This window comes from Nonomuraea sp. NPDC049695 (assembly GCF_040674955.1).
GTDB lineage: Bacteria > Actinomycetota > Actinomycetes > Streptosporangiales > Streptosporangiaceae > Nonomuraea > Nonomuraea helvata.
The window spans coordinates 1-24,938 of record NZ_JBFANV010000127.1 but is presented as its reverse complement, the minus strand read 5'-3'; the positions used below and the strand labels follow the sequence as shown (position 1 = coordinate 24,938).

At 70.1% G+C, this 24,938-nt stretch carries 26 protein-coding genes and 1 pseudogene; 13 read left to right on the top strand and 14 right to left on the bottom strand.

Annotated elements, in window-relative coordinates; translation table 11 throughout:
- Window positions 1–138: 138 nt before the first annotated feature.
- Together AB0J64_RS52100 and AB0J64_RS52095 are read right to left on the bottom strand one after the other, a co-directional pair.
- The gene (locus AB0J64_RS52100) at window positions 139–597 is read right to left on the bottom strand and encodes a MaoC family dehydratase (protein WP_364045150.1); all 459 of its coding nucleotides are present in this window, start codon (window positions 595–597) and stop codon (window positions 139–141) included.
- A complete protein-coding gene (locus AB0J64_RS52095; RefSeq protein WP_364045148.1) occupies window positions 594–1,493 on the bottom strand; it encodes an amidohydrolase family protein in 900 nt (299 codons plus the stop codon). Before AB0J64_RS52095 ends, AB0J64_RS52100 begins: the two co-directional genes overlap by 4 nt.
- 241 nt (window positions 1,494–1,734) lie before the next feature.
- On the opposite strand from AB0J64_RS52095, the gene AB0J64_RS52090 reads away from it, so the two are divergent.
- The gene (locus tag AB0J64_RS52090; protein WP_364045146.1) at window positions 1,735–2,592 is read left to right on the top strand and encodes an SAM-dependent methyltransferase; all 858 of its coding nucleotides are present in this window, start codon (window positions 1,735–1,737) and stop codon (window positions 2,590–2,592) included.
- Window positions 2,593–2,595: 3 nt separating this feature from the next.
- On the opposite strand, the gene AB0J64_RS52085 is transcribed toward AB0J64_RS52090, so the two are convergent.
- From AB0J64_RS52085 to AB0J64_RS52070, 4 genes are all read right to left on the bottom strand, one after another.
- A complete protein-coding gene (locus AB0J64_RS52085; protein WP_364045151.1) occupies window positions 2,596–2,733 on the bottom strand; it encodes a nuclear transport factor 2 family protein in 138 nt (45 codons plus the stop codon).
- Window positions 2,676–2,873: a hypothetical protein gene (locus AB0J64_RS52080; protein ID WP_364045144.1), complete on the bottom strand. Its 198-nt coding sequence runs from the start codon at window positions 2,871–2,873 to the stop codon at window positions 2,676–2,678. Before AB0J64_RS52080 ends, AB0J64_RS52085 begins: the two co-directional genes overlap by 58 nt.
- A 71-nt stretch (window positions 2,874–2,944) precedes the next feature.
- Window positions 2,945–3,313: a YcxB family protein gene (locus tag AB0J64_RS52075; protein ID WP_364045142.1), complete on the bottom strand. Its 369-nt coding sequence runs from the start codon at window positions 3,311–3,313 to the stop codon at window positions 2,945–2,947.
- A 206-nt stretch (window positions 3,314–3,519) separates the two neighbouring features.
- Window positions 3,520–4,392 (bottom strand): helix-turn-helix transcriptional regulator, encoded by an 873-nt coding sequence (locus AB0J64_RS52070; protein ID WP_364045140.1) that lies wholly within the window; start codon window positions 4,390–4,392, stop codon window positions 3,520–3,522.
- Between the two features lie 103 nt (window positions 4,393–4,495).
- Here AB0J64_RS52070 and AB0J64_RS52065 point away from each other — a divergent pair, with 103 nt between their 5' ends.
- A complete protein-coding gene (locus AB0J64_RS52065; RefSeq protein WP_364045138.1) occupies window positions 4,496–6,022 on the top strand; it encodes an MFS transporter in 1,527 nt (508 codons plus the stop codon).
- A 90-nt stretch (window positions 6,023–6,112) separates the two neighbouring features.
- On the opposite strand, the gene AB0J64_RS52060 is transcribed toward AB0J64_RS52065, so the two are convergent.
- The gene (locus AB0J64_RS52060) at window positions 6,113–8,182 is read right to left on the bottom strand and encodes a M14 family metallopeptidase (RefSeq protein ID WP_364045136.1); all 2,070 of its coding nucleotides are present in this window, start codon (window positions 8,180–8,182) and stop codon (window positions 6,113–6,115) included.
- Between the two features lie 214 nt (window positions 8,183–8,396).
- On the opposite strand from AB0J64_RS52060, the gene AB0J64_RS52055 reads away from it, so the two are divergent.
- Complete coding sequence (locus AB0J64_RS52055) at window positions 8,397–11,324, top strand: Tn3 family transposase (RefSeq protein WP_364045134.1); 2,928 nt, start codon at window positions 8,397–8,399, stop codon at window positions 11,322–11,324.
- 31 nt (window positions 11,325–11,355) lie between these two features.
- Here the strand turns inward: AB0J64_RS52055 and AB0J64_RS52050 are convergent, their stop codons facing one another.
- From AB0J64_RS52050 to AB0J64_RS52035, 4 genes are all read right to left on the bottom strand, one after another.
- Window positions 11,356–11,952 (bottom strand): TetR/AcrR family transcriptional regulator, encoded by a 597-nt coding sequence (locus tag AB0J64_RS52050; RefSeq protein ID WP_364045132.1) that lies wholly within the window; start codon window positions 11,950–11,952, stop codon window positions 11,356–11,358.
- 136 nt (window positions 11,953–12,088) lie between these two features.
- The gene (locus tag AB0J64_RS52045) at window positions 12,089–13,102 is read right to left on the bottom strand and encodes an NADP-dependent oxidoreductase (RefSeq protein WP_364045130.1); all 1,014 of its coding nucleotides are present in this window, start codon (window positions 13,100–13,102) and stop codon (window positions 12,089–12,091) included.
- Between the two features lie 74 nt (window positions 13,103–13,176).
- The gene (locus AB0J64_RS52040) at window positions 13,177–14,088 is read right to left on the bottom strand and encodes an alpha/beta hydrolase (protein WP_364045128.1); all 912 of its coding nucleotides are present in this window, start codon (window positions 14,086–14,088) and stop codon (window positions 13,177–13,179) included.
- Window positions 14,089–14,162: 74 nt separating this feature from the next.
- Window positions 14,163–14,978 carry an oxidoreductase gene (locus AB0J64_RS52035; RefSeq protein WP_364045126.1) on the bottom strand — a complete coding sequence of 272 codons (816 nt, stop codon included), beginning with the start codon at window positions 14,976–14,978 and terminating at the stop codon, window positions 14,163–14,165.
- Window positions 14,979–15,094: 116 nt separating this feature from the next.
- Here AB0J64_RS52035 and AB0J64_RS52030 point away from each other — a divergent pair, with 116 nt between their 5' ends.
- The 5 genes and pseudogenes from AB0J64_RS52030 (at window position 15,095) to AB0J64_RS52010 (ending at window position 17,999) form a co-directional block, all read left to right on the top strand.
- Window positions 15,095–15,295, top strand: coding sequence for a hypothetical protein (locus AB0J64_RS52030; protein ID WP_364045124.1), 201 nt, complete (start codon window positions 15,095–15,097; stop codon window positions 15,293–15,295).
- A 137-nt stretch (window positions 15,296–15,432) separates the two neighbouring features.
- Entirely contained in the window at window positions 15,433–16,440 is a 1,008-nt protein-coding gene (locus tag AB0J64_RS52025; protein WP_364045122.1) for a recombinase family protein, read from the top strand.
- A gap of 88 nt (window positions 16,441–16,528) precedes the next feature.
- Window positions 16,529–16,819 (top strand): annotated as a pseudogene (locus AB0J64_RS52020) (alpha/beta hydrolase); the annotation flags it as partial.
- Window positions 16,820–16,928: 109 nt separating this feature from the next.
- A complete protein-coding gene (locus AB0J64_RS52015) occupies window positions 16,929–17,381 on the top strand; it encodes an alpha/beta hydrolase (RefSeq protein ID WP_364045120.1) in 453 nt (150 codons plus the stop codon).
- A 9-nt stretch (window positions 17,382–17,390) separates the two neighbouring features.
- Window positions 17,391–17,999 carry a TetR/AcrR family transcriptional regulator gene (locus AB0J64_RS52010; RefSeq protein ID WP_364045118.1) on the top strand — a complete coding sequence of 203 codons (609 nt, stop codon included), beginning with the start codon at window positions 17,391–17,393 and terminating at the stop codon, window positions 17,997–17,999.
- Window positions 18,000–18,198: 199 nt separating this feature from the next.
- On the opposite strand, the gene AB0J64_RS52005 is transcribed toward AB0J64_RS52010, so the two are convergent.
- Window positions 18,199–19,209 carry a DUF5937 family protein gene (locus AB0J64_RS52005; protein WP_364045116.1) on the bottom strand — a complete coding sequence of 337 codons (1,011 nt, stop codon included), beginning with the start codon at window positions 19,207–19,209 and terminating at the stop codon, window positions 18,199–18,201.
- Between the two features lie 55 nt (window positions 19,210–19,264).
- On the opposite strand from AB0J64_RS52005, the gene AB0J64_RS52000 reads away from it, so the two are divergent.
- On the top strand, window positions 19,265–20,545 hold the full coding sequence (locus AB0J64_RS52000; protein ID WP_364045114.1) for an MFS transporter: 1,281 nt from the start codon (window positions 19,265–19,267) through the stop codon (window positions 20,543–20,545).
- Between the two features lie 147 nt (window positions 20,546–20,692).
- The gene (locus AB0J64_RS51995; protein ID WP_364045112.1) at window positions 20,693–20,839 is read left to right on the top strand and encodes a hypothetical protein; all 147 of its coding nucleotides are present in this window, start codon (window positions 20,693–20,695) and stop codon (window positions 20,837–20,839) included.
- A 139-nt stretch (window positions 20,840–20,978) separates the two neighbouring features.
- Here the strand turns inward: AB0J64_RS51995 and AB0J64_RS51990 are convergent, their stop codons facing one another.
- Together AB0J64_RS51990 and AB0J64_RS51985 are read right to left on the bottom strand one after the other, a co-directional pair.
- Window positions 20,979–21,893 (bottom strand): hypothetical protein, encoded by a 915-nt coding sequence (locus AB0J64_RS51990; protein WP_364045110.1) that lies wholly within the window; start codon window positions 21,891–21,893, stop codon window positions 20,979–20,981.
- 43 nt (window positions 21,894–21,936) lie between these two features.
- Complete coding sequence (locus tag AB0J64_RS51985; RefSeq protein ID WP_364045108.1) at window positions 21,937–23,427, bottom strand: FGGY-family carbohydrate kinase; 1,491 nt, start codon at window positions 23,425–23,427, stop codon at window positions 21,937–21,939.
- 153 nt (window positions 23,428–23,580) lie between these two features.
- Here AB0J64_RS51985 and AB0J64_RS51980 point away from each other — a divergent pair, with 153 nt between their 5' ends.
- The 3 genes from AB0J64_RS51980 to AB0J64_RS51970 all read left to right on the top strand — a co-directional run.
- Window positions 23,581–23,925, top strand: coding sequence for a transposase (locus AB0J64_RS51980; protein ID WP_364045106.1), 345 nt, complete (start codon window positions 23,581–23,583; stop codon window positions 23,923–23,925).
- A 166-nt stretch (window positions 23,926–24,091) separates the two neighbouring features.
- Entirely contained in the window at window positions 24,092–24,628 is a 537-nt protein-coding gene (locus AB0J64_RS51975) for a hypothetical protein (protein ID WP_364045104.1), read from the top strand.
- Window positions 24,586–24,938, top strand: a 353-nt coding sequence (locus AB0J64_RS51970) for a transposase (RefSeq protein ID WP_364045102.1), incomplete at its 3' end; no start/stop codon positions are given. The genes AB0J64_RS51975 and AB0J64_RS51970, both read left to right, overlap by 43 nt.

Genomic DNA, 24,938 nt, shown 5'->3' with positions numbered 1-24,938 from the left:
CATCGGCCAGGTGCTGGAGATGCACCTGGGGTGGATCGCCGCCAGAGGCTGGGACATCTCCGGGATCGAGGAGGCCTGGGCCGGGAACGCCTTCCCGGCCGCGGCGCGTCCGCCTGGGCTCGCTGAGAGGCAGGCAGGTCAGGCGTAGTGCCGGTAGACGGGCTGGGCGGCGCAGGCGGGCTTGGCCGAGCCGTCGATCTCGACCGTGAAGTCGCACAGCATCTGGACGCCGTTGCCGGGCACGTCCTCGACCGAGACCACCTTGGCGGCCAGCCGGATCTTGCCGCCGGCCCTGACCGGGCTGGGGAAGCGGACCTTGTTGAGGCCGTAGTTGATGCTCATCGTCACGCCCTGGATGTCGACCAGCTCGTGGTACAGGGGGATGACGAGCGAGAGGGTCAGGTAACCGTGCGCGATGGTGCCGCCGAACGGGCCGGCCGCGGCGCGTTCGAGGTCGACGTGGATCCACTGGTGGTCGCCGGTGGCGGCGGCGAAGGCGTCGATCCGCTCCTGGGTGATCTGCAGCCAGGAGCTGGCGCCGAGGTCCTGCCCGGCGAGTGTCTTGATCTCCTCCAGGCCGCGCACGGTGATGGTCATGCCGGGTCCTTCCCTTCGTCGGAGCCGAGGCCGAGCAGGCGGGCGGCGTTCTCCTTGAGGATTCTGGGGCGTACCTCGGGCTTGATGTCGAGTTTCGCGAAGTCGGCCAGCCACCGGTCGGGGGTGATCATCGGGTAGTCGGAGCCGAACAGCACCTTCTCCTTGAGCAGGGTGTTGGCGTAGCGGACGAGCTGGGGCGGGAAGTATTTCGGTGACCAGCCCGACAGGTCGATGTGGACGGACGGCTTGTGGGTGGCCACGGCCAGGGCCTCGTCCTGCCAGGGGAACGACGGGTGGGCCAGGATGATCTTCAGGTGGGGGAAGTCCACGGCCACGTCGTCCACGAGCATCGGATCGGAGTACTTCAGCCGGATGCCGCCCCCGCCGGGCACGCCCGCGCCGATGCCGGTCTGGCCGGTGTGGAACAGCGCGATCGCGCCGAGCTCCTCGATCGTCTCGTACAGCGGGTAGGCCATCGGGTCGTTCGGGGCGAAGCCCTGAACGCTGGGGTGGAACTTGAAGCCGCGCACGCCGTGGTCGGTGACCAGGCGGCGGGCCTCCCGGGCGCCCGCGCGGCCCTTGTGCGGATCGACGCTGGCGAACGGGATGAGCACGTCGGCGTGCGCGGCGCAGCCCTCGGCGATCTCCTCGTTGGAGATGCGCGGGTGGCCGGTGGCGTGCTCGGCGTCCACGGTGAACACGACCGCGGCCATCTTCCGCTCCCGGTAGTAGGCGGCCATCTGATCGATGCCCGGCCGCTCGTGAGAGCCGAAGTACTTCTCCGAGGCGCCGGCCAGCGCCGGGCTCAGCGAGCCGTGGCCGTCCTTGGAGACCTCCACGTGGGCGTGCACGTCGATCGCGACCAGCTCGGCGAAGGCGTCGGAGGACAGGTCCATGGGGCGAAGGTAGGCATTCCTGTGACTGTCGTCAAGTATCTGCCCAACCACCGCCCGCGGTCGCCTGGTCCGCAAGGCCGCCCGATAAACACCGGCGGAAAATAAAGCACTAAAAGAAAGAAATATCTCGTTGATTGGCTTGTTGTCATAAATTTATTTACTCATGCTATGCTTGCTGTATAAAGCCGGATATTGCGTTTAGAGTCGGCGTTCCTGGACCCGCAGAAAGGAACGCCCGCTCATGCATGAAGCGCAGCCCAGCCAGACCGCGATCATGGCCGCCGCCGCCCGCGCGGCGCATCTCGTCGTCGATCACGAGCCTTTCATCTTCCGCGACACCGTGGCCGCGACCCTGCTCGGCGAACGGGCCGAGGAGCCGCTCGGCTACCACCGCGCGCACGGCGACCACGTCGTGCTGTCCGGCACGCGCGCCCAGGTCACCGCCCGCAGCCACTACGCCGAGCGCCGCCTGGCCGAGCCGGGCCGCGACGGCCTGGAGCAGTACGTGGTGCTGGGCGCCGGGCTCGACACCTTCGCCTACCGTTCTGAGGCGGCCGGCCTGCGGGTCTTCGAGGTGGATCACCCCGCCACGCAGCGGTGGAAGCGCGAGCTGGCGGACGCGGCCGGCCTCGGGCAGCCGGAGGGCCTGACCTTCGTACCGGTGGACTTCGAGTCCGGCGACCTGATGGACGGGCTGCGCGCGGCGGGGTTCGACCCCGGCAAGCGTGCCCTGGTGAGCTGGCTCGGCGTGGCCATGTACCTCACGCCGGAGGCGATCGCCGCCACGTTCGCGGTCGTCGGGCGCTTCGCCCCGGGCAGCGAGCTGGTCATGGAGTACGCGCTGCCGCCCGCCCTGCGCGACGAGCGGGGCAGCGCGTACGCCGGGTTCGCCCTGCCCGCCGCGGCCGAGCGCGGCGAGCCCTGGCTCTCCTTCTTCACCCCCGACGAGCTGTCGGCCCTGCTCAAGCAGCACGGGCTGGAGGTGGTCGAGCACGTACGGCAGGCCGACTGTGTCGATCCCGGCCTGTGGGAGCGCTCCGACGCCCTGCGACCGGCCGACCTGTGCCGCCTGGCCCGCGCCGCCGTACCGAGAGCATGAAGCTCAACCGGCCGCCACGTACGGGAAGGAGTGGTGCTCGTGCGCGACCACCCACCGGCCGTCCTCCCTGCGCAGGCCGAGGGTCAGGCGCAGCCGGTTGGCTGGGTCACGGCGGAAGTCCTCCTCAGTGCCGCAGCGCAGCAGGGCGGTGGCACGTCGTACATCACGATGTCGCCGGCGTGGTCGGCGGCGACGCCCTCCAGGTCGCCGCGGTGCACCGCCTCGGCCCAGCGCTCGATCAAGGTGCGGATCAGCGCCTCGTCGCGGGTCTTCACCGTCATGGTTGCCGTCCTTCCGAATCGGTTCGTCAGGACTAAGAACCCGGCCAGTGCCCGGAACTCATCGCCAAAGTTCAGGAGGCCGCGGCGCTGCTCCGTGCGGCGAAGAAGGCGTCGAGCTCCGCCTGCTGCTCGGAGGTGAAGGCACGACGGGGGAGGAAGCCGGTGAACTGCTTGTCCACGAGGAACAGCCAGAACTCAGGGGTGGTGGTGACCCCGCTGAACATGGCCCATTGCGTCGTGGCGGTGGACCGGTCGGTCTGCACCGTGTAGCCGTCGCCGGTCAGGTGCAGCGTGGTGGGCACGCAGAGGTAGGCGAGCCCGCACACGACCAGGACCCCGGTCAGGGCGGGGAAGAGGATCCGGTACTGGCGCCTGACACCCTGCAGGAGAGCGCGGGCCACTTCGTCCTGGGAGGGCTCGTATCGGACCGTGAAATCCACTGCGCTTGCCTTCGTTTCATGAGAGGGGGACTTATCTTTCACGATCCTGAACAGGGCCGCAAACTCCGCCCGGGGCCGTCGGCGTCAGGGCGCCAGGTGCCGTCGGCCGCCTACGACTGCTCGACCACCGAGGACACCGTCAGCATGGCGGGACGCTCGTGACGCTCGGAGGTTGCCTGCGGTCAGATCCGGTTGAGCCACCGGGCTCAGCGCTGTCGGATGGAGTCTGGCTCGGTGTCCCGGCGGCTTTGATGTGTCAGGAGTCGCAGGGCGTCGGCGGAGCTTGGGTCGTTGGGGGTGTAGATCTCGAGCCGGTGGTCGGGGCTGTCGGGTTGGAGCCAGACCTGGTAAGCGACGCTCGCGGCACCGACGGTGGGGTGCTGCAGGTGCATGGTCCCGACGGTGCAGTCGGCGACCTCCCCGATCGTCCACATCCTCGCGAACTCGTCGCTGCGCATGGCGAGCTCTCCGATCAATTCCGCCAGGCGTGCGTCCGTAGGGAATCGACCCGCGGTGAGCCGGAGGTAGGCGACGTGAACACGGGCGAGCTCGTCCCAATTGCGGTGCAGGTCGCGGGTGAGTGGATCGAGGAAGAACATCCGTGGAATGGATGGGCGGTGCGTCGGCTCCTGTGGCGCGTTGAACGCGATGTGCTCGGCAATGAGCGCGTGACCCGTACGATTCCACGCGAGCACGTCGCCACGGCGGCCGAGGACGATCGCCGGCGCCGAGTCTCCCAGAGAATTTAGGAGCGCGAGGACTCGTGGGTGGGGCTCCTCTTGAGGAGGGTCGGAGAGACCGAAATTCGCGGGTTGCCGAGCGAGATTGTGGAGGTGAACGGTCTCGATCCGGTCGAGCCGCAGCACCCGCGCGAGGGCGTCGAGTACCTGCTTGGAGGCGGTCTCTGCTTGCCCCTGCTCCAGACGCGTGTAGTACCCGGCGCTCACACCCGCGAGCTGGGCGAGCTCTTCACGTCGCAGGCCGGGAACCCGGCGAGTGGTGCCGAAAGTGCGTAGCCCGATCTCAGCCGGTGTGACCCGATCACGACGACTCTTCAGAAACGCTCCAAGACCCTCCATGGCATCGAGCGTAGGCTGACAGAGCTCCTCGTGGGTGTACCTGTTGGGTGCACCCACACCAGGGGGATGGTTGCCGAGCCCGTCCTGCCGGACTGTTGGCACCATGTCTCGACAGCACGCGTACAACTCACCGCCTCTGCGGGCCTGGCTCGGCCTTCTGGTGGTTCTCGGGCCCGTACTGCTGGTCTCCATGGACGGGTCGATCCTGTTCCTGGCGATGCCCCGGATCAGCCAGGCCCTCACGCCAACCGCCGACCAGGCCTTGTGGATGCTGGACATCTACGGCTTCGCCGTCGGCTCCCTGCTGATCGCGTTCGGCAACATCGGCGACCGGTACGGCAGGCTGAGGCTGCTCATGATCGGCGCGACGGCCTTCGGCATCGGCTCCGCGGGAGCGGCGTTCGCGCCGAGTCCCGAGCTTCTGATCGTCGCCCGTGCGCTGATGGGAGTGGCGGGTGCGACTCTCCTGCCATCGGCCCTGGCCGTGTTGAGCGAGCTGTTCGCAGACCCGCGGCGACGGGCGCAAGCCATCGGCGTCTTCGCCGCGGCATTCGCGGCCGGATTCGCTGTCGGCCCGGTTGCCGGCGGCATCTTGTTGGAACGGTTCTGGTGGGGCTCGATCTTCTTGATCAATATTCCGGTCGTCGCCCTGTTTCTGCTCTTCGCGCCGATCCTGCTCCGTGAGGTCCGTGCAACTCGCCCAGGCCACGTTGACGCGCTCAGTGTCGTGACCTCCGCGGCCGGACTCCTGCTCACGATCTACGGCCTCAAGCACGCCGCCGCCGAAGGTCTGTCGGCCGTCCCGGTTCTCGTGGGGATCACTGGGCTGGGGCTGCTGGCCTGGTTCGCCCGCAGGCAGCGGAGCCTTCAGCAGCCGCTGATCGAGTTCTCGCTCTTCCGCGACCGTGTCTTCACGGTGGCGATCATCACCGGTCTGCTGCCGTTGGCGGCGTGGTCGGCGGCCGCGTACCTGGCAGGCGTCTTCCTCCAATCCGTCCTTGACCTGCCTGTCCTGAGCGCGGCTCTCCTCGCGCTTCCCGGCGCTGTGGTTCTCACCGTCACCTGCGTCGTCACGCCCTCCGTGGTCGATCGCATCGGAAAGCGAAGCGCCCTCATCGTCTGCCACTTCTCCATCGCGGCGGGTCTGCTGTTCCTCCTCCCCACGGCGATCACGGGCGGGATCGGCTGGTACGTGGCTTCCACGGTCATCGCGGGCGTTGGCTACGGCATCTGTTTCAGCGTCGTCGCCGACACCGCCGTCGGTGCCGTCCCTGCGGAACGAGCCGGCTCAGCGGGCGCGATCGCGGAGACCAGCAACGAGATCGGCAACGCCCTCGGCATCGCGCTCCTCGGCTCGCTCGCTGCCCTGATCTTCCGGCTCCAGGGGCCGGACCTGGCGCCCACCCTGGACGAAACCCTCCAGCTTCCCAATCTCGCGCCTGGGGTGGTCATGGAGGCGAAGACGGCCTTCACCACCGGCCTGCACCTGGTTGCCGCCGTGGCCGGCGTCTTGCACATGGCACTCGGCATCCTCGCCTCTCGCTGGCTTCCCCGATCAGTGAGAGCACAGGCCGGCTCTGACACCCGATCCGGCGACACGACAGATCGAGCAGAAAGCACGACTCGATGACCCTCTGATTGACGCGATGTGCCGCTGAGCGACTCATGCGGCCCTGGTTCAGAGAACAACGCCCTCCGCAGGTCCTCCAGACAGGGCGGATCAGGGTTCCCGGTAGTCGGCGGCGACCCCGACCAGCGAGATCAGCCCCGACGCGAACTCCATGGCCTCGGCGTGCCCCTCCGCGAACGGCGGCTGGAAGCCCACGCCCTCCCACGCCCGCGTCGCGGGGTTCCACAGGTCGGCGCCCACCTCGAAGTCCCAGCCGTAGACGCCGTGCTCGTACCAGAGCTCGTCGGCGGAGTTGCCGGCGGCGGAGTAGAGCACGTCCGTGACCGGCCCCGTCTGCTGCGGCCAGGTGACGGTGCCGCGCTCGGCGGCGATGGCCTCCTCGATCGTGCGGGCCGAGCGCAGGAAGTACGCCTCCTGCTGGGCCGTGGGCCTGGGCAGGGTGACGCGGCCGTCAAGCTTGTACGCGCCGGGCGGCCACATGAAGTAGCCGCCGTAGCTGTGCACGTTCATGGCGAACCTGATGTTGCGGTACGTCTGCGCCAGCCACATGACGTTGCGGCTCTCGGGCTCGGAGTGCTCGGCCGGTCCCGCGTACGTGCCGCTCTGGCAGTTGGCCGAGGCGCCGAAGTAGCCGTCGGACAGCGAGCCGGTCGCGTAGTTGCGGTTGACGTCCACGCCCCAGGTGTTGCGCTGCGCCGGGTCGGACTGCTGCGGCGGGCAGTGGTTCGTCATGTTCTTCCGCTGGGCGTTGAAGTCGTAGAAGCTGTAGTTCGCGCCGTCCGGGTTGACGGTCGGCACGACGAAGAGGTCGGTGCGCTCCAGCAGTCTGCGGGTGGCCTTGTCGTGGGCCTGGTTGCGCAGCAGCCGCTCGGCCGCCTCGACGACGACCAGGGGAGCCACCCACTCGCGGGCGTGCTCCTGGGCGTAGGCGAGCACGCCGGTACGCGTGCCGTCGCGGTGCGCGCCGATGCGCAGGGCCAGCACCCGCGCGGGCGCCCTGGAGACGTCGGCCGGCGCGTGGAGGAAGTCGCTGAGCTGGGTGAGCGGCGCGGGCGCCATGACGCCGGCACCCGGGTCGGCGCGGTAGGTGGTGGCCTTGACGCCGATGCCCGCGGCGGCGGTGCCCGGGGCGGCGTTGAGCGTGGCGGCGGTGCCTGTGGCGGCGTTGAGCGTGGTGGCGTTGATCGCGGCGGCCACCTGGGCGGCGGTGCTGGCGGGCGCGCCCGAGCCGTCGGTGGCCAGGCTGACGGTGATGAGCTTGCCGTTCACGGTGACCTGCAGCGGCCTGCCGGGCGCGCCCGGGTCGGCCAGCTCGACGGCCAGGTCGTTGCCGCCTTCGGAGCCGTAGGCGTCGGAGGTGACGACGACGGCCGCGGCGGGCGGCGTGCCGATCAGGGCCTGGGCGTGCCGCCGGTAACCGTTGGTCGGGTACGGCAGCGTGATCAGCTCCGTGAGCTTGGGGAAGCGCCGGTGCAGCGCCCTGATCCGCTCGTTGAGCTGCGCGGGCGGCATGTACTGGGTGACGAAGTCCTTCTGGTAGCCGGGGCCGGCCCGGTCCGGGCGCTCGCCGTCGGGCCACGCTCTGACCCTCGCCTGGGCCGTGCCGCCGGCCGCCGAGGTGACGGTGACCCACTGCGGCCGGCTCGTGGCCGGCACCGGGGTGCTGAACTGGTGGCCCAGGTACGCGCCCGCGTCCACGTACGGCGTCATCGGCGCCCGGCCGGTCGAGCCGCCCTGTCCCGTCCACGTCACGCTGAGCGCGGCGGCCTGGCCGGCGCTGCTGGACGCCTCGACGGACAGGAAGTACCCCTCGCGTGACTTGAACCAGACCGCCCGCTCGACGACCAGCTGGTCCTTCGCGGCGGTGGACTTCGCCGTGGCCGGGGGCGGCGGCGTCTCCGGGGCCAGGCTCGCGCCGAGCGCCTGGTAGGCCGCGAGCTGGCTGGGCGTGACCACCGCGTCCACCTGGACGCTGCCGTCCGGCTGCGGCCGCATCCGCTCGGTGAGGTCGGCGCCCGAGGCCGCCAGCCGCTCCATCGCCGTCCGGTCCGGCACGGAGAGGGTGACCAGCGAGGCCGGCTCCGGATGCTCCGGGTCGGAGGGTGCGGCGACGGACGTGGCCGGGGGATTCGCGGCCGCGAACGTCGTGAGAACGATCATCAGAACGACAGCGGACGCCCGAAAGCCACGCATCGGCCCCTCCAGGGGATCACCCGTATGAGGCCTCAATTGAAAGCCGAGTTGATCGAACCGGCAAGGACCCCCGCCTACGCGGCGGGCCGGAAACCGGCGACCTCGCGCGGGCCGGCGGTCGCGGCCTCGCCGCCTCGTTGAGCTGAACGAGTGATCTCGGTCGGGATAGAGGGGGGACGGGGTGCGGCAGGACTGGGAGCCGGAGGACCTGATCGAGGTCTGGACGCTGTTGGAAGACGACATGAAGCGGGTGCGGAACAAGTCCGGGGCGACCCGGCTCGGGTTCGCACTGTTGCTGAAGTTTTTCGAGGTGGAGGCCCGCTTCCCGGAGTCGGCCAGGGAGGTGCCGTCCGTCGGGGTGGAGTACGTGGCCCAGCAGGTGAAGGTCCCGGCCGGGGCGTGGGCGGAGTACGACTGGCAGAGCAAGGCGATCCAGCGGCATCGGGGCGAGATCCGGGCGGCGTACGGGTTCCGGGCGAACACCGAGGAGGATCAGGACCGGCTGGCCGCGTGGCTGGCGACCGAGCTGTGTCCGGTGGAGCTGTCGCGGGATCGGCTGGCGGCTGCGGTGGTGGCCCGGTGCCGCAACGACCACGTCGAGCCACCGGCGCCCGGGCAGGTGCGGTGGCTGGTCGGCAAGGCGGTCAAGGACTTCGAGAAGCGGTTCTGCCGCAGCACGCTGGACCGACTCGGCCATACGACCCGCTCGCGGCTGGAGGACCTGATCGCGGGCGACGGAACCGAGCAGAGTGCCGACCGCGACGGCGCGGCGGCCGGGGGCGGGCGGTCGCACTTCACCGAGCTGAAGACCGACCCCGGCGCCCCGGGCCTGGAGAGCCTCCTGGCAGAGGTGAACAAGCTGGAGCGGGTGCGGCGCCTGACACTGCTGGCCACGCTGTGCCACGTGCGGCAGACGGAGATCACCGACTCGCTGGTGGACCTGTTCATCCAGCTCGTACTGAAGATCAACACGCGGGCGGAGCGGAAGGTCGAAAAGGAGCTGGGGGCGGAGCTGAAGAAGGTACGGGGCAAGGAGGCGATGCTGCTGCGGGTCGCGGAGGCGGCCCTGTCGGAGCCGTCCGGCACGGTGCGGCGGGTGATCTTCCCCGTGGTCGGCGGGGAGAAGACGCTCAAGGCCCTGGCCGCGGAGGCCGCGGCGAACGAGGCCCGCTACAAGGCCCGGGTCCGCACCGTGCTGCGGTCGTCGTACTCGGCGCACTGGCGGCGGATGCTGTCGCCGCTGCTGCGGGCGTTGGAGCTGAAGTGCAACAACACCGCCTACCGGCCAGTGATGGACGCGATCGACCTGCTCAAGCGGTACCTGGAACAGCCGTTGAAGGAGGGCGCGTTCTTCGACCCGGCCGAGAGCGTGCCTCTGGACGGGGTGGTTCCGGAGCAGTGGCGGGCGGCGGTGGTCGACGACAAGGGCCGGGTCGAGCGCATCCCGTACGAGCTGTGCGTGCTGGTCAGCTTGCGGGACGCGCTGCGCCGGCGGGAGATCTGGGTGGTGGGCGCGAACCGGTGGCGCAACCCGGAGGACGACCTGCCCGCCGACTTCGAGGACAACCGGGACGTCCACTATGCGGCCCTGGGCCAGCCACAGGACGCCGGCGAGTTCATCACCGCCCTGAAGGTCAAGCTCCGCACGTCACTCGACCGCTTCGACCGCGCTCTCGGCGAGGGCACCACGGGCGGGGTCGCGATCGTCAGGAAGCACGGCGAGCCGTGGATCCGGGTGTCCCCGCGCGGCAGGCAGGAGGAGCCGGAGTCCCTGGTGGCCATCAAGGCGGAGATCGAGCGGCGCTGGGGCACCATCGACCTGCTGGACATTTTGAAGTACGCCGAGTTCGACACCGGCTTCATCGCCGAGTTCACCTCGGTCGCCACCAGAGAGAACCTGTCCAGGGACGTACTGCGGCGCCGGCTGCTGCTGGTGCTGTTCGGTCTGGGCACCAACATGGGCATCAAGCGGGTCGCGGTCACCGGCAAGCACGGCGAGTCCGAGGCGACGCTGCGCCGGGTGCGGCACCTGTTCGTCAATCGGGCCAACATGCGCGCCGCCTTGCGCAAGCTGGTGAACGCCACCTTCGCCGCCCGCGACGAGATGTGGTGGGGCACCGGCACCGCTTGCGCCTCCGACAGCCGCAAGTTCGGGGCCTGGTCCTCGAACCTGATGACCGAGTGGCACCAGCGCTACCGCGGCCCCGGCGTGATGATCTACTGGCATGTGGAGCGGAAGTCGGTGTGCATCTACTCCCAACTCAAGTCCTGTTCGGCCTCCGAGGTCGCCTCGATGATCGAGGGTGTGCTGCGGCACTGCACCGACATGGAGGTGGACCGGCAGTACACCGACACCCACGGCGCGTCCATCGTCGGCTTCGCCTTCGCCCACATGCTCGACTTCAAGCTGATGCCGCGGCTGAAGAACATCGGCTCCGCGAAGCTGTACCGTCCGGCCGCCGGGGAGGACGACAACTGGCCGAACCTCGCGCCGGTGCTGTCCACCAAGACGATCAACTGGGGCCTGATCCGCCAGCAGTACGACCAGATCGTGAAGTACACAACCGCGCTCCGCCTGGGCACCGCCGAGGCCGAGCAGGTCCTGCGCCGCTTCACCCGCGGCGGCCTCAAGCACCCCACCTACCAGGCGATCGAGGAACTCGGGCGGGCAGTGCGTACGGCGTTCGTCTGCGATTACCTCGCCGACGCCGAGCTGCGCCAGGAGATCCACGAGGGCTTGCAGGTGGTGGAGAACTGGAACAGCGCGAACAAGGACCTCTTCTATGGCAAGGACGGTGACCTGGCCGGGGCGGACAAGGAGTCCCAGGAGGTGTCCATGCTCGCCCTGCACCTGCTCCAGTCCGCCCTCGTGCACGTCAACACGCTGCTGATGCAGCAGGTCCTCGCTGATCCGAAGTGGGCCGGCATGCTCACCGACGCGGACCGGCGGGCCTTGTCACCGCTGTTCTGGACGCACGTGAACCCCTACGGCCGGTTCGAGCTGGACATGAGCAACCGGCTCGACCTCCACCCGGCCGCGGTCATCCCCGGCCAGCGGGCGGATGCTCGGCAGACGGCGCCTTCCCGGGAGAGCACCGGGCAGTGGTAGGAGGGCACCTCGTCCCCGTCGAACAGCACCTTCAGCCGCTGCCCGGTGGTTGTGCGCTGAGCAGAGTGAGGGCGTTGCGGATGCCCTCTTCGAGGAGCTCGTCGGAGAGTCGCCGGTCGGCCAGGGCGCGGGAGAGCTGCAGCGTCCCGACCATCATGGCGTAGACGCTGAGGGTCTTCGTGCGCACCGAGCGCGGATCGGCAGGCGACAGGCGAGCGGCGACACCGTCGATGACGGCGAGCACGCCGTCGGTGTACGCCTGCTTGGTCTCGTCCGCGCAGCGCCCGATCTCGTCGAGGAGTGCGGCGGAGGGGCAGCCGTCGTCGGGACTGTCGCGGTGCTGGGGCGACAGATACCACCGTACGATCTGCTCGACTCCGGCGATGCCGGGGGCCGCCTGCTCGATGACGTTCGCGTACTGCGCGCGCAACTGGTCCGCGACCGCGGCGGCCACGAGGTCGTCCTTGGTTTCGAAATGGCCGTAGAAGGCGCCGTTGGTCAGTCCGGCGTCCGCCATCAGCGTCGAGATGCCCGAGCCGTCGATACCGTCCTTCTTGAACCGGCGGCCGGCGGTCTCGATGATCCGCTGCCGGGTCGCCTGCTTGTGCTCTTTCCCGTAACGCACCACGCGCTCGCTCCTTTGTACGCCGGAAGAGTCACCTGCCCTCCGCCGGCTTCGCCATCATATTGGATTACAAACGAACTCCAATGGGAGGCGAGCGGCATCTGGAGCACCGCCACGCCTTCTCTGCGGCCAGCCCGATTCAGTCGCTGCCGGGCGCCATCGAGATCACGACCTTTCCGGCCGTGGTACGCCCCTGCTCGACGTACGCCATCGCCTCGAGGGTCTGGTCGAAAGGGAAAGTGCGGTCGATGACCGGGCGGAGCCGCCCGCTGTCGTACAGGGCACCGAGTTCGCGGAGCTGGGCGCCGCTGGCCTGCATGAAGAAGAACTCATAGCGCACGCCCAGGGCCTTGGCCTGCTTGCGCACCTTGCGGCTGAGCGCGTTCATGGCCATGCCCATGAACGAGGGGGCGTCGAGTTGCCTGGCGAAACCGGCGTCCGGCGGGCCGGCGACGCCGATGGCCAGGCCGCCCGGCTTCAGCACGGTCAGCGACTTCTCGAGGTTCGCCCCGCCCAGGGAGTCCAGCACCAGGTCGTAGCCGGACAGCACCTTGGAGAAGTCCTCTTTGGTGTAGTCGACGACGATGTCGGCGCCGAGGCTCCTGACCAACTTCTCGGTGCGGGTGTTCGTGGTCGTCGCCACCGTGGCGCCGAGGTGCTTGGCGAGCTGGATGGCCGTCGATCCGAGGCCACCGGCACCGGCGTGGATGAGCACCTTCTGACCCGGCATCACGTGGGCGCGGTCGACGAGGATCTGCCAGGCGGCCAGGGCCACCAGGGGCACCGCGGCCGCCTCGCGGGGGGTGAGGGACTGCGGCTTGGGTGCGACGTCGTCCTGGTCGATCGCGATGAACTCGGCGAAGCCTCCGATCCGCAGGTCGCGGGGACGTGCGTAGACCTCGTCGCCGACTGTCAAGTCGCGCACGGCCGACCCGACCTGCGTCACGATGCCGGCGACGTCGTGGCCGAGCACGAACGGAAGCCTGTACTTCAGGAGTCGTTTGAACTCCCCGTTGCGGACCATCTTGTCCAGCGGGTTGATGCTGGCGGCGCTCACCCGGACCAGGACGTCGCCGTCCCCGACGGTCGGCTCGCGAACGTCTGTGGCGCGCAGGCCGTCCCTGCCGTACTTCTCGACGACGAATGCCTTCATGTCAGCCATCCCTTCGCGTGATCTTCTCGGTTGCCTACTCGGCGGACGATGCGCATGTCCGGGCAGCTTCCACGTCAGCTGCCGAGGTGCCGGCGAAGCCACTGACCCATCTGCCCGATCGCCCGGTCCACCTCGGGCACGCGCCCCGCGCCCAGGATGAACGAGTGCTGGCCCTCGGGCAGCGGGCGGACCTCGGAGAGGATCTTGAAGTCGGCGAGTCGGCGGCCGAAGTCGGCGCCCTCGCCGGCAAGCGCCTCGTACTCGCCGTAGTGGAGGGCCGTGGGCGGCAGGCCGGTCAGGTCGGCGTTCACGATGCTGGTGTCGGGGTCGGTGAAGTCCACGGCGGGGTCCTGCAGCCAGGCTGCCCGGAACTGCTCGAGGATGCCCCGGCTGAGCATCTTGTCGTGTTCCTCGTTCTCGTCGACCTTCGGGTTGCTGATGGTGAGGTCGGTCCACGGCGAGATGCTGACGATCGCCCCGGGGGTCGCCTCGCCCTTGGCGAGCAGGCGCAGCGGCAGCATGACCGCCAGGGTGCCTCCGATGGAGTGGCCGGTGCTGCCGATGTTCCGCGGCTCGTAGCCCTGCGCGAGCAGCCAGCGGTAGGCGGTCTCGACGTCGTCGATCTGCGCCGGGTGGGGGTGCTCGGGCGCCAGGCGGAAGCCCACCACGAGTGAGCGGACTCCGGCCGCCTTGGCGATGTGGCCAGCGGCTTTGCGGTCCGATGAGATCGAGGCGGCGACCGATCCGCCGAAATGGAGGTGGAGCAGCGCCCTGTCGGGGTCGGCGCCCTCGGGGATGGCCCACAGGGCGGGGACGCCGTCGGCGTCCACGTCGGCGTAGGTGACGCCTTCCGGCTCGGTCGATGCCGAAGCGTGTGTGTCGACGATGTCGCGGACGACGGCCAGATCGAGGCCCGGTGTCGACGCCTTCGCGCGCACGCTTTCGAGGAACTGCGCGAACTGCTGTGCTTCCGTACTGATTCCCATGGTGATGCTCCTATTCAGGTCGGAGGGGCGCGCGCCTCTCGCGCGCAGTGCAGGTCGATGAGCCGGGTGCGACGTCAGCCGGGCATCCGGTTGAATCTGCGGATCTGCTTGTCGAAGATCCCGGCGGGGACGAGGCGTCGCGCGGTGGTGATGCGTGAGGCGAGAGGTCCGGCGGTGTAGCGCAGCTTCGGCTTCGGGGCGGTGGCCGCCGTGACGATCTCCTTGGCGACGACGGCGGGGTCGTCGCCGGCCTTCATCGCCTCAGCGACCACTTCGTCGAAGACACGCCGCCGCTCCGCATATAGCGGCAGCGGGGTGTCGGGCTGCGCGGCATTGGCATCGAAGGCGGTCCGGGTGTAGCCCGGCTCGACGAGCAGGACGCGGACGCCGTGCTCGCGGACTTCGTGGTCCAGAGACTCGGAGTAGCCCTCGATGGCGTGCTTCGCGGCGACGTAGAGGGCCATGTAGGGCTGCGGGATGACGCCGAGGACGGACGAGAGGTTGACGATGCGTCCACGGCCCTGGGCGCGCATGTGCGGCAGGACAGCCTTCGTCATGCGGACGAGACCGAAGAAGTTGAGGTTGAAGAGGCTCTGGGCCTGGGCGACGGAGTTCTCCTCGGCGGCGCCGGCCGAGCCCAGACCGGCGTTGTTGACGAGGACGTCGATCCGTCCGAACCGTTCGATCACTTCCTGGACGGCGGCGGTGACGGATTCGTCACTGGTCACGTCGAGGTCGAGGAAGGTCACACCGGCGGGCGGGGTGAGTCCCGAGGTGTTCCGTCCGGTTCCGATCACCTCGAACCCGGCTGCGGCGAAGGCGCGAGCGGTTGTGTTGCCGATCCCCGATGACGCCCCCGTCACGAGTGCTACCGGCCGTTGTGTCGCCATGACGGACTCCTGAGTAATTGAATTACGATCGTTTGGCTTACGGTCATAATGCTATGGCGGTGCGGGGCGGATGGCAAGGAGCGGCCCCGGCGGCCGCATGGCCGAGAACCTCCGGCTTGACGTGGGTCGTCGGCAACGGACTGCAAGGCCACTCCGAAGGCGCCGAGTGCCACGCCGTGATCGCAGCCTGCGCGGTACGCACCATCCCGCCGTCCTGGCTGTGGCAACTCGGTGATGTCGGCACCGTCACCACCACCCTGCGCGACCGGCTGCTCGCCTCGCGTCTGGTCCGGCCCGCATCCTGCGTTCTCTCATAAACGGTCCTTTGCGCGAGCAAGATCAATCACGGGCCGCCGGACCCCCGCCGATCCCGGATTCGTTCGCAGAATCCGTTCTCACTCAAAAGCAGGACGGGCCCCCTTCTGAGACTTGCATTGTGCGAAAATCCGGGTTTATGACGGACCCTCAGCGCCCTTCCCCAACCGACCGGTCGGACGCCGACGACGTCGAACAGCACGCCTGTCCGAAGTGCGACGCCCAGCCCGGTTCCCCGTGCCGCTCGCGCGGCGGCGCGGTCGCCTCCGCCTACCACACCCGCCGCTTCACGAAGGTGCCCCGGCTGAAGAAGTCGCTGCGGGTGCCGACCCCGGCCGACCGTGGGCCGGGCCGGCCGTGGCGGCCCGGCACCCCGCCACCGGCGCCGATCGACCCGGACCTGCCGAGTGCGGACATCCGCATCGGCTACGCGCGATGCTCGACGCTCGGGCAGGAACTCGACTCCCAACTCGACGCGCTCAGCAAGCACGGCATCCCGAGGGACAAGATCTTCAGCGAGAAGATCAGCACCCGGGTGCGGGTCCGGCCCCGGTTCGAGGAGGCGCTGCGAACCGCGCGGGAGGTCAAGGCGCACGCCCCGCACTGCCGGGTCATCTTCACCGTTCACGAGATGAAGCGCCTCGGCCGCGACGCCGCCGAACTCACCGCGCTCGCCGACCACCTCACCGCCCACGGCCTGGTCCTGGAGATGCTCGCCGGGCCCCTGCCCGGCATCTACGACCCCACTGGCCCGGGCAAGCTGCTGTTCGCGTTCTTCGCGGCGATGGCGGAGACCGAGCGAGAGAACATCCGCGAGTCCACGTTGGAGGGCCTGGACACCGCGGCCCGCAAGGGCAAGCACGGCGGTCGGCCCCCGGTGATCACCGACGACATGCTGCACACCGTGCTCCGGCGCCGGGCGGGCGGCGAGTCCGTCGAGCAGATCCAGCCCGACCTGTTCATCCCCACCGGCAAGCGCAAGGGAGACAACCCCTCCGTCGCCAGCATCTACCGGGCGCTGGCCGAACACGCCAAGCGCGAGGCCTATCCCGAAGCCGTCGAGGCCGCGCACGCCGACTTCGCCGCCATGAACAACGGAGTGGTCCCCGAGCCCCGTACCCAAGCAGAGGCCCTGAAATCACACTGAGCTACTTGTCCCCTCGTCGTAGCTATACGAGAACAGGGCCTTCACCAGCGACTCTGCCCGCGACAAGTACTACGCCGTCTACGACCGAGTGCTCGGCGAGCTGTGGCCGGTGCCGGTGGACGCCATCGATGTGGAGACCCGCGCCGGCAGTGTGCGGATCCACCGGGCCGGGCCCGCCGAGGGGGATCCCGTGGTCCTCGTGGCCGGTGCCGGCGGGAACGCGCTGAGCTGGTACCACTACATCGAGCCGCTGGCGCGCATGCGTCCGGTCCTTGCCCTTGACCCGCTCGGCGAGCCCGGCCGCTCGGTTCAGAGGCGGACGCTCGCGACCGATGCCGAGGTCGGCGGCTGGCTCACCGACGTCCTGGCCGCGGTCGGAGCCGAGCGCGCACACGTGGTGAGCTTCTCTGCCGGCGGCTGGACCGCGGTATGGACCGCGGTGGAACAGCAACTCGGCGGGGGGCGGCCGGGTCGCGGCGCTGACGCTGGTGGACCCGGCCGGATTCGCGCCGATAACCGGGCGGTTCGTCCGGTGGGCCGCCCTGGGCGCCATCGCCTCCATGCTTCCTCGTACGTTGCGACACCGCATGGCCGGTGTGGTGGGCAACGGGGTGCTGCGCGAGGATGGGCTGGTGGAGCTGATGCGGGCTGGATGGTCTTTCCGCCGGCACGTGCTCGTCCCGCCCGTCTACACCGACGAGCAGATACGCGAGGTGCCCGTGCCCGTACAGGTGCTGCTGGGCGCCCGCAGCACGCTGCACGACGCGCAGGCGGTGGCCGCGCGGCTGGCCGACATCACGCCGTCCTGGCGCGTGGAGATCGTGCCCGGCACCGGGCACTCGCTGCCCGTCGAAGCTCCGGACCTGGTCGCCGAGCGGATCCTCACCTTCCCCCGGCCAGGCGGGACCGCAACGCCGAAGCACAGCACGAACAACAGGTAGGAAACGGGCATGCCTCGACAGGTGGATCATGATGAGCGGCGGCGCCAGTTGACCGAGGCGCTGCTGCGCATCGCCAGCACCCGTGGCCTGCAGGCAGTGTCGATGCGTGAGATCGCCGCCGAGGCGGGGGTCTCGCTGCGCGTCGTCCAGTACTACTTCACGAACAAGCAGGCCCTGCTCGAGTCCGGCCTCACGGAGCTGGGTGCCCGCATGGACCGCCGGGTCAAGCAGCGGGCCGCCGCTGCGGCGGGCGAGCTGACACCGCGAGGCGTTTTCGCCGCCGTCCTCGGCGTGATCGTGCCCTTCGACGAGCAGAGCCGCCTGGACTCGCTGGCCTGGACCGCCTACTACACCGCCGCCCTCACCGACCCGGCGCTCGCCGCGGTCGGGCTCACCCTGCCCAACGCACTGGAAAACTTCCTCACCGTACGGTTGACCGCCGCGCAGCAGGCCGGGGACATCGCTCCCGATCGTGACCCGCGTACCGAAGTCGCAGGCCTTCTGGCTCTCGCCAACGGCCTGACCTCCAGTGTCCTCAGCCGGCAGCGCAGCCATGAGGACGTCACCAAGATCATCGACTACCACCTGGACCGCCTGTTCGGGCCGGCGGCGGCTTGACCCAGCGGGACCACTGCGGTTGGGGCACACAGCCGGCGGCGTTCGCGGCCGGCACCGGGCGTCGCGGCGACAGTCGACCGGTCAGCGGTTCTTCAGTGCCACGGCTTCGCATCAACCATGCGGCGGGCCGGATCGAGGGGAACGCGGCGGAGCACGCGCTACGACGGCCGCGGACAAGAGCCTTCGGTGCGGCGGCTTGTCACCGCGTGTCTTCGGAGTCCTCCGCGGTCCCGCCCGTGATGAGGGCGTCGCCGAGCTCCGAACGCAGATACAGGACCGAGCGGCCGTGGCGCGCGCCGGTGAGCAGGCCGACGTCGCGAAGAGCTCGCAGGTGCTGGTTGACGGCCGAGGCGGTGACGCCGAGGCGGCCGGCGAGCTCTGTGGACGACGCCGGCGTCTCCAGCGCCGTGAGCAGGCCCGCGCGTGTCGCGCCGAGCACTTCGGTGAGCGCCGCGGGGGAACGGCGGGACTCCGCCTGCCAGAGCGTTCCGGTGCCGCGCGAGCCGTACATGATCAGAGGTGGCTCTTCCGGTGAGATCGGGGCGGTCACGCCCCTGCTGAAGAGCGTCGGCACCAGGGTGAGCCCTTCTCCGCCGGTGGAGCGGCGGTAGCCGGTGTTGCTGACCAGGCGAACGCGTACGACGCCCTCGTTCAGGTGGACCCGCTCATTGAGGTCGGCGAACATCGCCGCCAGACCGTGCGCGGAGATGACCTGTCCGCGGTAGATGATGTCGGCCTGCAGGACCGTCCGCATCCGCGGCCACCACGGCGCGAAGCAGGTGCGCCAGTACGTCCGCAGCGCCTCCGTGATGCGCGCGCGAACGTCTGCCGGGTCGCCCCGCAACGGTGCGGGCAGCCGCCCGGGATGCAGGGCGCGCAGGTCGTCGAGCATGCGTTCCAGGGGCACGCGCGCGACGGCGGCGAGTTCGTCGTCGATGCGGGTGAGGGGAGCGTGCGGCCGGGGTGTCAGATAGTCGGGCGACCACAGCGCGTCGTTCGTCAGGGCGTGCAGCAGGGGCAGGTCGAGCCTGGATCGAACGTGCTCCGTGCGCCGCAGCCAGGGCAGGTGCACGGGATAGCGCCCCGGGTCACGGAACGTGCGCAGTGACAGGGTCAGCTCGTTGATCGGTGAGGCGGCGAAGCGCACGTCGGCGACGTCCATCCCCGCGAGTTCATACGCGATGACCCCACCGCTCCGGCCGGCGACCATGTAGCCATACGCTACATCATTGGTGTGCATGCCCCAGGTGCGAGAGAAACGGGGCGTGATCCGAACCTTCTTCCCCGAGGACCGTGTCGGCCGCTCGCTGACTCTCAGCACGATGGCGTTCGCGCTGTCCAGCGGCGTCTTCTACACCGTCAGCACGCTGTACTTCACGCTTGTCATCGGACTCGGTGCGACCAAGGTGGGCCTGGGGCTGGGCATCGCGGGCGGCGCCGGTGTGCTGGCCTCGTACGCGTCGGGGTGGATCGCCGACCGGGTCGGCGCGCATCGCGTCCAGACACTGGCGACGGCCCTCAACGGCCTGGCGATGCTCGCCTACACGCTCGCGTCGAACGCTGTCGTGTTCACCCTGGTCGCCTGCCTGGCCGCGGTGATGCGCTCGGCGAGCGGCACGTCGAAGCAGGCGATGCTGGCACGGTGGTACACCGGCCCGGAACGGGTGGTGGTCCGGGCGCGGATGCGCGTGGTCACGAACGTCTTCATCGGCCTGGGCACCCTGGCCGCCGCCGCGGCGCTCCTGACGGGCACCGCCGTGGCGTACCAGGCCGCGATGACCGCCTCCGGAGTCCTCCTACTGGCGGCCGCGGTGCCGCTGGCACGGCTCGGCTCCCGGGTGCCGGAGCTTCCGGCCCGGATGGTCGCCTCGGAGGAAGGTCAGGCGGCCGGCACCCCTGCGGGGGGACCGTCACCGCTCAAGGACCGCACGTATCTGGCGAGCGTGGCGTGCAACGCCGTCGTGGCCGTGCAGTTCGGCCTGCTGACCGTCGGCGTCCCTCTCTGGGTCGCCTCTATCGGCGCCCCCACCGCCATCGTGTCCGTGCTGCTCGTCCTCAACACCGTGGTCGTGGCCGTACTCCAGGTGCGTGTCTCGCGTGGCGTCCACGACGTGCGTCGCGCCGGGATCGCCGTCCGGCGCGCGTCGTGGCTGCTTGCGCTCGCATGCGGGCTGTACGCGCTGGCGGGCTACGGAAACGTGATCATCGCCTGTGTCCTGCTTCTCCTGGCGGGGCTCGCCCACGCCTTCGGTGAGATCCTGGGCGAGGCGGGTGGCTGGGGCATGGCCTTCGAACTGGCCGACCAGCGCAACGCCGGTGCCTACCAGGGCCTCAGCCAGACCGGCTACGCGATCGCCGCCATGGTCTCACCCGTGCTCGTCACCGCCACCGCCATCGAACACGAAACCGTGGGCTGGCTCGCGCTGGCCGTGCTGTTCGTCGCCGGCGGCACCGGCGCCGCGGCAGTCGCCCGAAGGCACCACCCCAGAGCGACGTCCGCCCCAGACACACCCGTACCCGCTGGTGCGAGCGCGAAGGCGCGCTGAGGCGGGCAAGGTCCACGCTCGGCGCCGCATGGTGCGAGGTCCTGTCCGCTTGTGGCCACTCGGCCATTCTGGGGTGGACGGGCGGGGATGGAGCACTGATGCTGGTGGACAGCACTGTCGTGATCATGGACCAACCGGGAGAGCCGTATGAAGACCCGTACCTGGACCAGCCGTGCCGCCGCTCTGGCCGCCGGCCTGGTCGCCGTGCTGGCGCTGGGCATCACTTCTGCGCACGCGGACACCGTGATCCGCAAGCCGCAGAACCCATCACCGCCGCAAGGAGCCTGGTTCTGACCGACGGCGAATCGGGTGGCCAGCGCCTGATGTGAGGCGCGGCGCTCGATCGTCCCCCTGTCCGGCAGGACGGGGGGACGTTCAGCCTTCATAGCCACTCGTCCGACGGCAGGCAGACCCTTTGACAGCGTGACCCGTGTCAGGTGGCCGTGGCGTGCGGCGCGTTCCACGGGCGGGCGTGGGCGTCGACGAGCTCGGCCAGGTGCCGGAGCCGCGGCACGGAACGGGTACGCAGCTCGGCGGCCACATCGCCGGAGCCGACCACGTCACTCCAGATGGCCCGCCCGGCCAGCATCCCGGAAGCGCCCGCACGGCAGGCGGCGCGCACGGCGGCGGGGAAGTCGTCCCGCTCCACGCCCTGGGAGAGCACCACCCACGGCACCGGGATCACCTCGTCGAGCCGCGCGCACTCCTCCACAAGCCGCTCCTCGGGCGCGGCCCCTCCGAGCGGCACCTGCGCCTTGTAGAGGCCGGGCCGCAGCCCGGCCAGCTCGCTGGCGGCCTCGCGGATCGCGGCAGGCCCGTCGAAGGGTCCCGCCGCCCCGGCCGGAGGCCTTGCGACGCCTTCGAGCACGGAGAGCAGCCCCGCGTCGGCGCAGCGCCGTACGAACTCGGCGGCGCTCTCCAGGCGCTGCGCGCGGTGCTCGTCGTCGCGCCAGATCAGCAGCAGCTTGGCGGCCACGGCACCGGCGCGGCGGGCGGCGGCCAGGTCGACCCGCTCGTCGATGGAGGTGTCCTCGACGGGACCGTCAGGGTCCTGCCGGAGGAGGTCCACGGCGACGATGAGGCCGCCCGGCACCAGGCCCTCGGCGGCCACCCGGCCGAATCCGTAGTCCTGGTCGATCAGGAAGCCCGAGGCGTACGGGCCGACCTCGCGCGCCACCGCCAGCTTGAACCCGGTCAGCGTCTCATCGCCCACCCGCTCGCCCGTCGCCGCCGCGAACATCTGCCTGAGGCTCTCGCGCTGGTCCATCGCCACCATGGCGAACCCGCCGGAAGGGCGGGCCAGCAGGTCGAGCGTCGGCGCGGGGGTGCCGGTCTGCGGACTGGTCATGAGTGCTCCGATCTTGGTCGCGATGCTCCTCCTGTGGCCCTGCTCATCCGGGTCGGCGGGCCGAGGCCAGGAAGCGCTCGTACAGGGGGACGTACGCGGCGGCGAGGCCGGGGTCGTGCGGCGGGACGTCGCGGGGGAGCAGCGGCACGTCGTCGAGCGACCCGCCGGCCTGTCCGGCGATCAGCGCCGCGCCGGCGCACACCGCGTCGCCGTCCCGCACCACCTCGACGGGGACGGGCGACACCGCCGCCTTGACCCGCGTCCACAGCGGGATCCTGACCTGCCCGCCGAGGACGACGAGACGCTCGGGGGTGGTGCCGGTCACGGCGGTGAGTTCGTCGAGCATCCAGCGGGCGTGCAGGCAGGTGCCCTCGACGGCGGCCGCCAGCAGGTCGCCGGACGTGTGCTCGGGGCCGAGCCCCGACACCGTCACACGGCGGTCGCGATCGGGCGCGGGCGCGACCCGGCCCCGCAGGTACGGCTCCATGACGATCCCGGTGGGCAGCCGCACCCCGTCCAGCAGCCCCGGCAAGGCGTCATACCCGCCTCGGCCGCCAGGGGAGGCGGCGTGCCCGCTTGCTCGGTGCTCGGCGTGCTCCCTTGCTCGGTCCCCGGCGGGCTCACCCTCGGGCGTCAGCAGTCCGAGCAGCCAGTCGAGCATGGCGCCGCTCGTGGGGAGCCCGCCGACCACCACGGTGCGGGCGCCGTCCAGTGACGGGTCGGTCGTGATGCCGAGCGCCAGCCCGGTGCGCGGGTCCGGCCGGGAGTCCGACAGCACCATCACCGCCTCCGCCGTGCCGAGGGAGTCGGCCACGTCCCCGGGGCGCCGTACGCCCGACGCCCACGACCCCACCGCGTGGTCGTGCCCCGCGATCACCACGGGAACGCCGGCCGCCACCCCGCTCACCCGGGCCGTCAGCGGGCCGACCGGCTCCACCGCTCCGGCCGTGGGAGGCAGCTGCTCGACCCGCAGCCCGGCCAGCGCCAGCAGGTCCGGGTCGTAGGCTCCGGCCCCCGCGTCATAGGCCAGCGTGCGGGCGGCCAGCGTCTCGTGCGTGCGCAGCCGGCCCGTGAGCGCGTACGCCAGGGCGTCGGGCACGTGCGCCCACCACCGCATCGACTCCAGCACGTCCGGCGCGTGGGTCCGCAGCCACAGCCACTTGGCCAGCGGCGCCTTGGGGTCGGCCCGGCGGCCGGTCAGCGCGTACAGCGCCTGCGCGTCCCGGCCCAGCTCGGCGGCCTCCCGCGCGGCCCGGGGGTCGTTCCACCACAGCAGCGGCATGAGCGCCCGGCCGGACCCGTCCAGCGGCACGCCGGTCTCGGCCATCCCCGCGACCCCGATCGCGTCCGGCCCGCGCCCGGCCCGGGCGGCGCACTCGCCGAGCGCCCGCGAGACGGCGGCCACGAGGGCGGGCAGCTCGCGCGGGGTCGCCTGGCGTACGGACGCGACGCGGGTCCCTCGCTCGTCGAAGAGGCCCACCTTGACGTGGGTGGTGCCCACGTCGATCCCCGCCAGCAGCGCTCGCCGTGCCATGCCGTCACCGAAACCTTTGGAGGAAGCCCGGTCCTTTAGGACCCTGTTGCCCAATTCGGCGCACCTTCATCGCCTTGATCGTTTCCTGGTTCAGGATGTCGTTCCTCTACTCGGGTTCTCCCCTCAGGGCGGTGGAAAGGGAGCCTGTGACGGGTGGCGGCGAGTGGAGGTCGGCGTCGCTGCCCACGTGGGGATCGGTCTACGCCAGCTCACCCTTCGACCTCAACCCAGCACGAAGCCTTGGAGTACGCCCGCCACGAGCAACGCACTGACGAGTGGAAGACGCGTTACAAGGTCCGAGTCGGGGTGAAAGGCACGATCTCACAAGCTGTTGACCTGGAAATCCGACGGACCCGATACATCGGCATGGCCAAGACCCATCTCGGCCATATGCTCACCGCCTCAGCCATAAACATGGTCAGACTCGACGCCTGGCTCACTGAACACCCCGAGGGACGACCCGTACATCACACTTCGCCCGGCTCGTACTGGAGCTGACCGCGTGAACCGAATTGGGCAACAGAGTCCTTTAGGGCCGGGAGGAATCTGGACCTCATGCGAAGCAGGATAGGAACAGGCGGATCGCCGCCGGGGTGATCCGGCTTCAACCCCGCGGGCGGCGAACGCTTAATTTTGTCGTACCTCTCCGATAGATTCGCCGATCGTGACGACACCACAGCTGGTAGCCGAGGGTGCCGGGCGTGCCCGGTACACCTACCGGCTTCGGGTGTCGTCCACCGCGGCCGCCGCGCTGCTGGCCGAGTGGGACCGGTGCCGGTGGATCTGGAACGAGTGCGTCGCCAAGTCCAAGCAGGTGCACCTGCACAACCGGGCCCACCCGGGCGACAACCGGACGTGCGGCCCGGCCCAGCTCGACAAGATGCTGACCGAGGCCCGCCGGATCACGCCGTGGCTGCGTGCGGGCTCCAGCGTCCCGCAGCAGCAGATCATCCGGGACTTCGGCCGGTCCCGCGCCAAAGCCCTCAAGGACATCGCCGAACGCCTGCCGGGCCGGCGCGGCTTCGGTATCAAGGACGGTCGCCTGCACCTGGCGGGCGGGATTGTGCTGGCCGTGGTGTGGTCGTTGGCCTGCCCGGCGAGCCGTCGTCGGTGCGGGTGTACCGCGACAGCCTCGGCCACTGGTACTGCTCGTTCGTCGTGCCCGCCCTGGTGCAGCCGCTGCCGGAGACGGGGCGGGTGATCGGCATCGACTGGGGCGTGCGGGAGACCGCGACCACCACCAGCGATGACCACGATCTGCCGCACCCCGAGTACGGCAAGAAGGCCCAGGCCAGGCTGGGCCGGTACGACAAGATGATGGCTCGCCGCAAGCCCGCCAGAGGGCGGCCCGGCTCCAGGGGCTACCGCGAGGCGAAGACGCTGCGTGCCAAGCAGTACAAGAAGGTTGCCCGCCAGCGGGAGGACACCGGCCGTAAGTGGGCCAAACGGGTCGTGCGCGATCATGACGCGCTCGCGGTGGAAGACTTCAAACCGAAGTTCCTGGCCAAGTC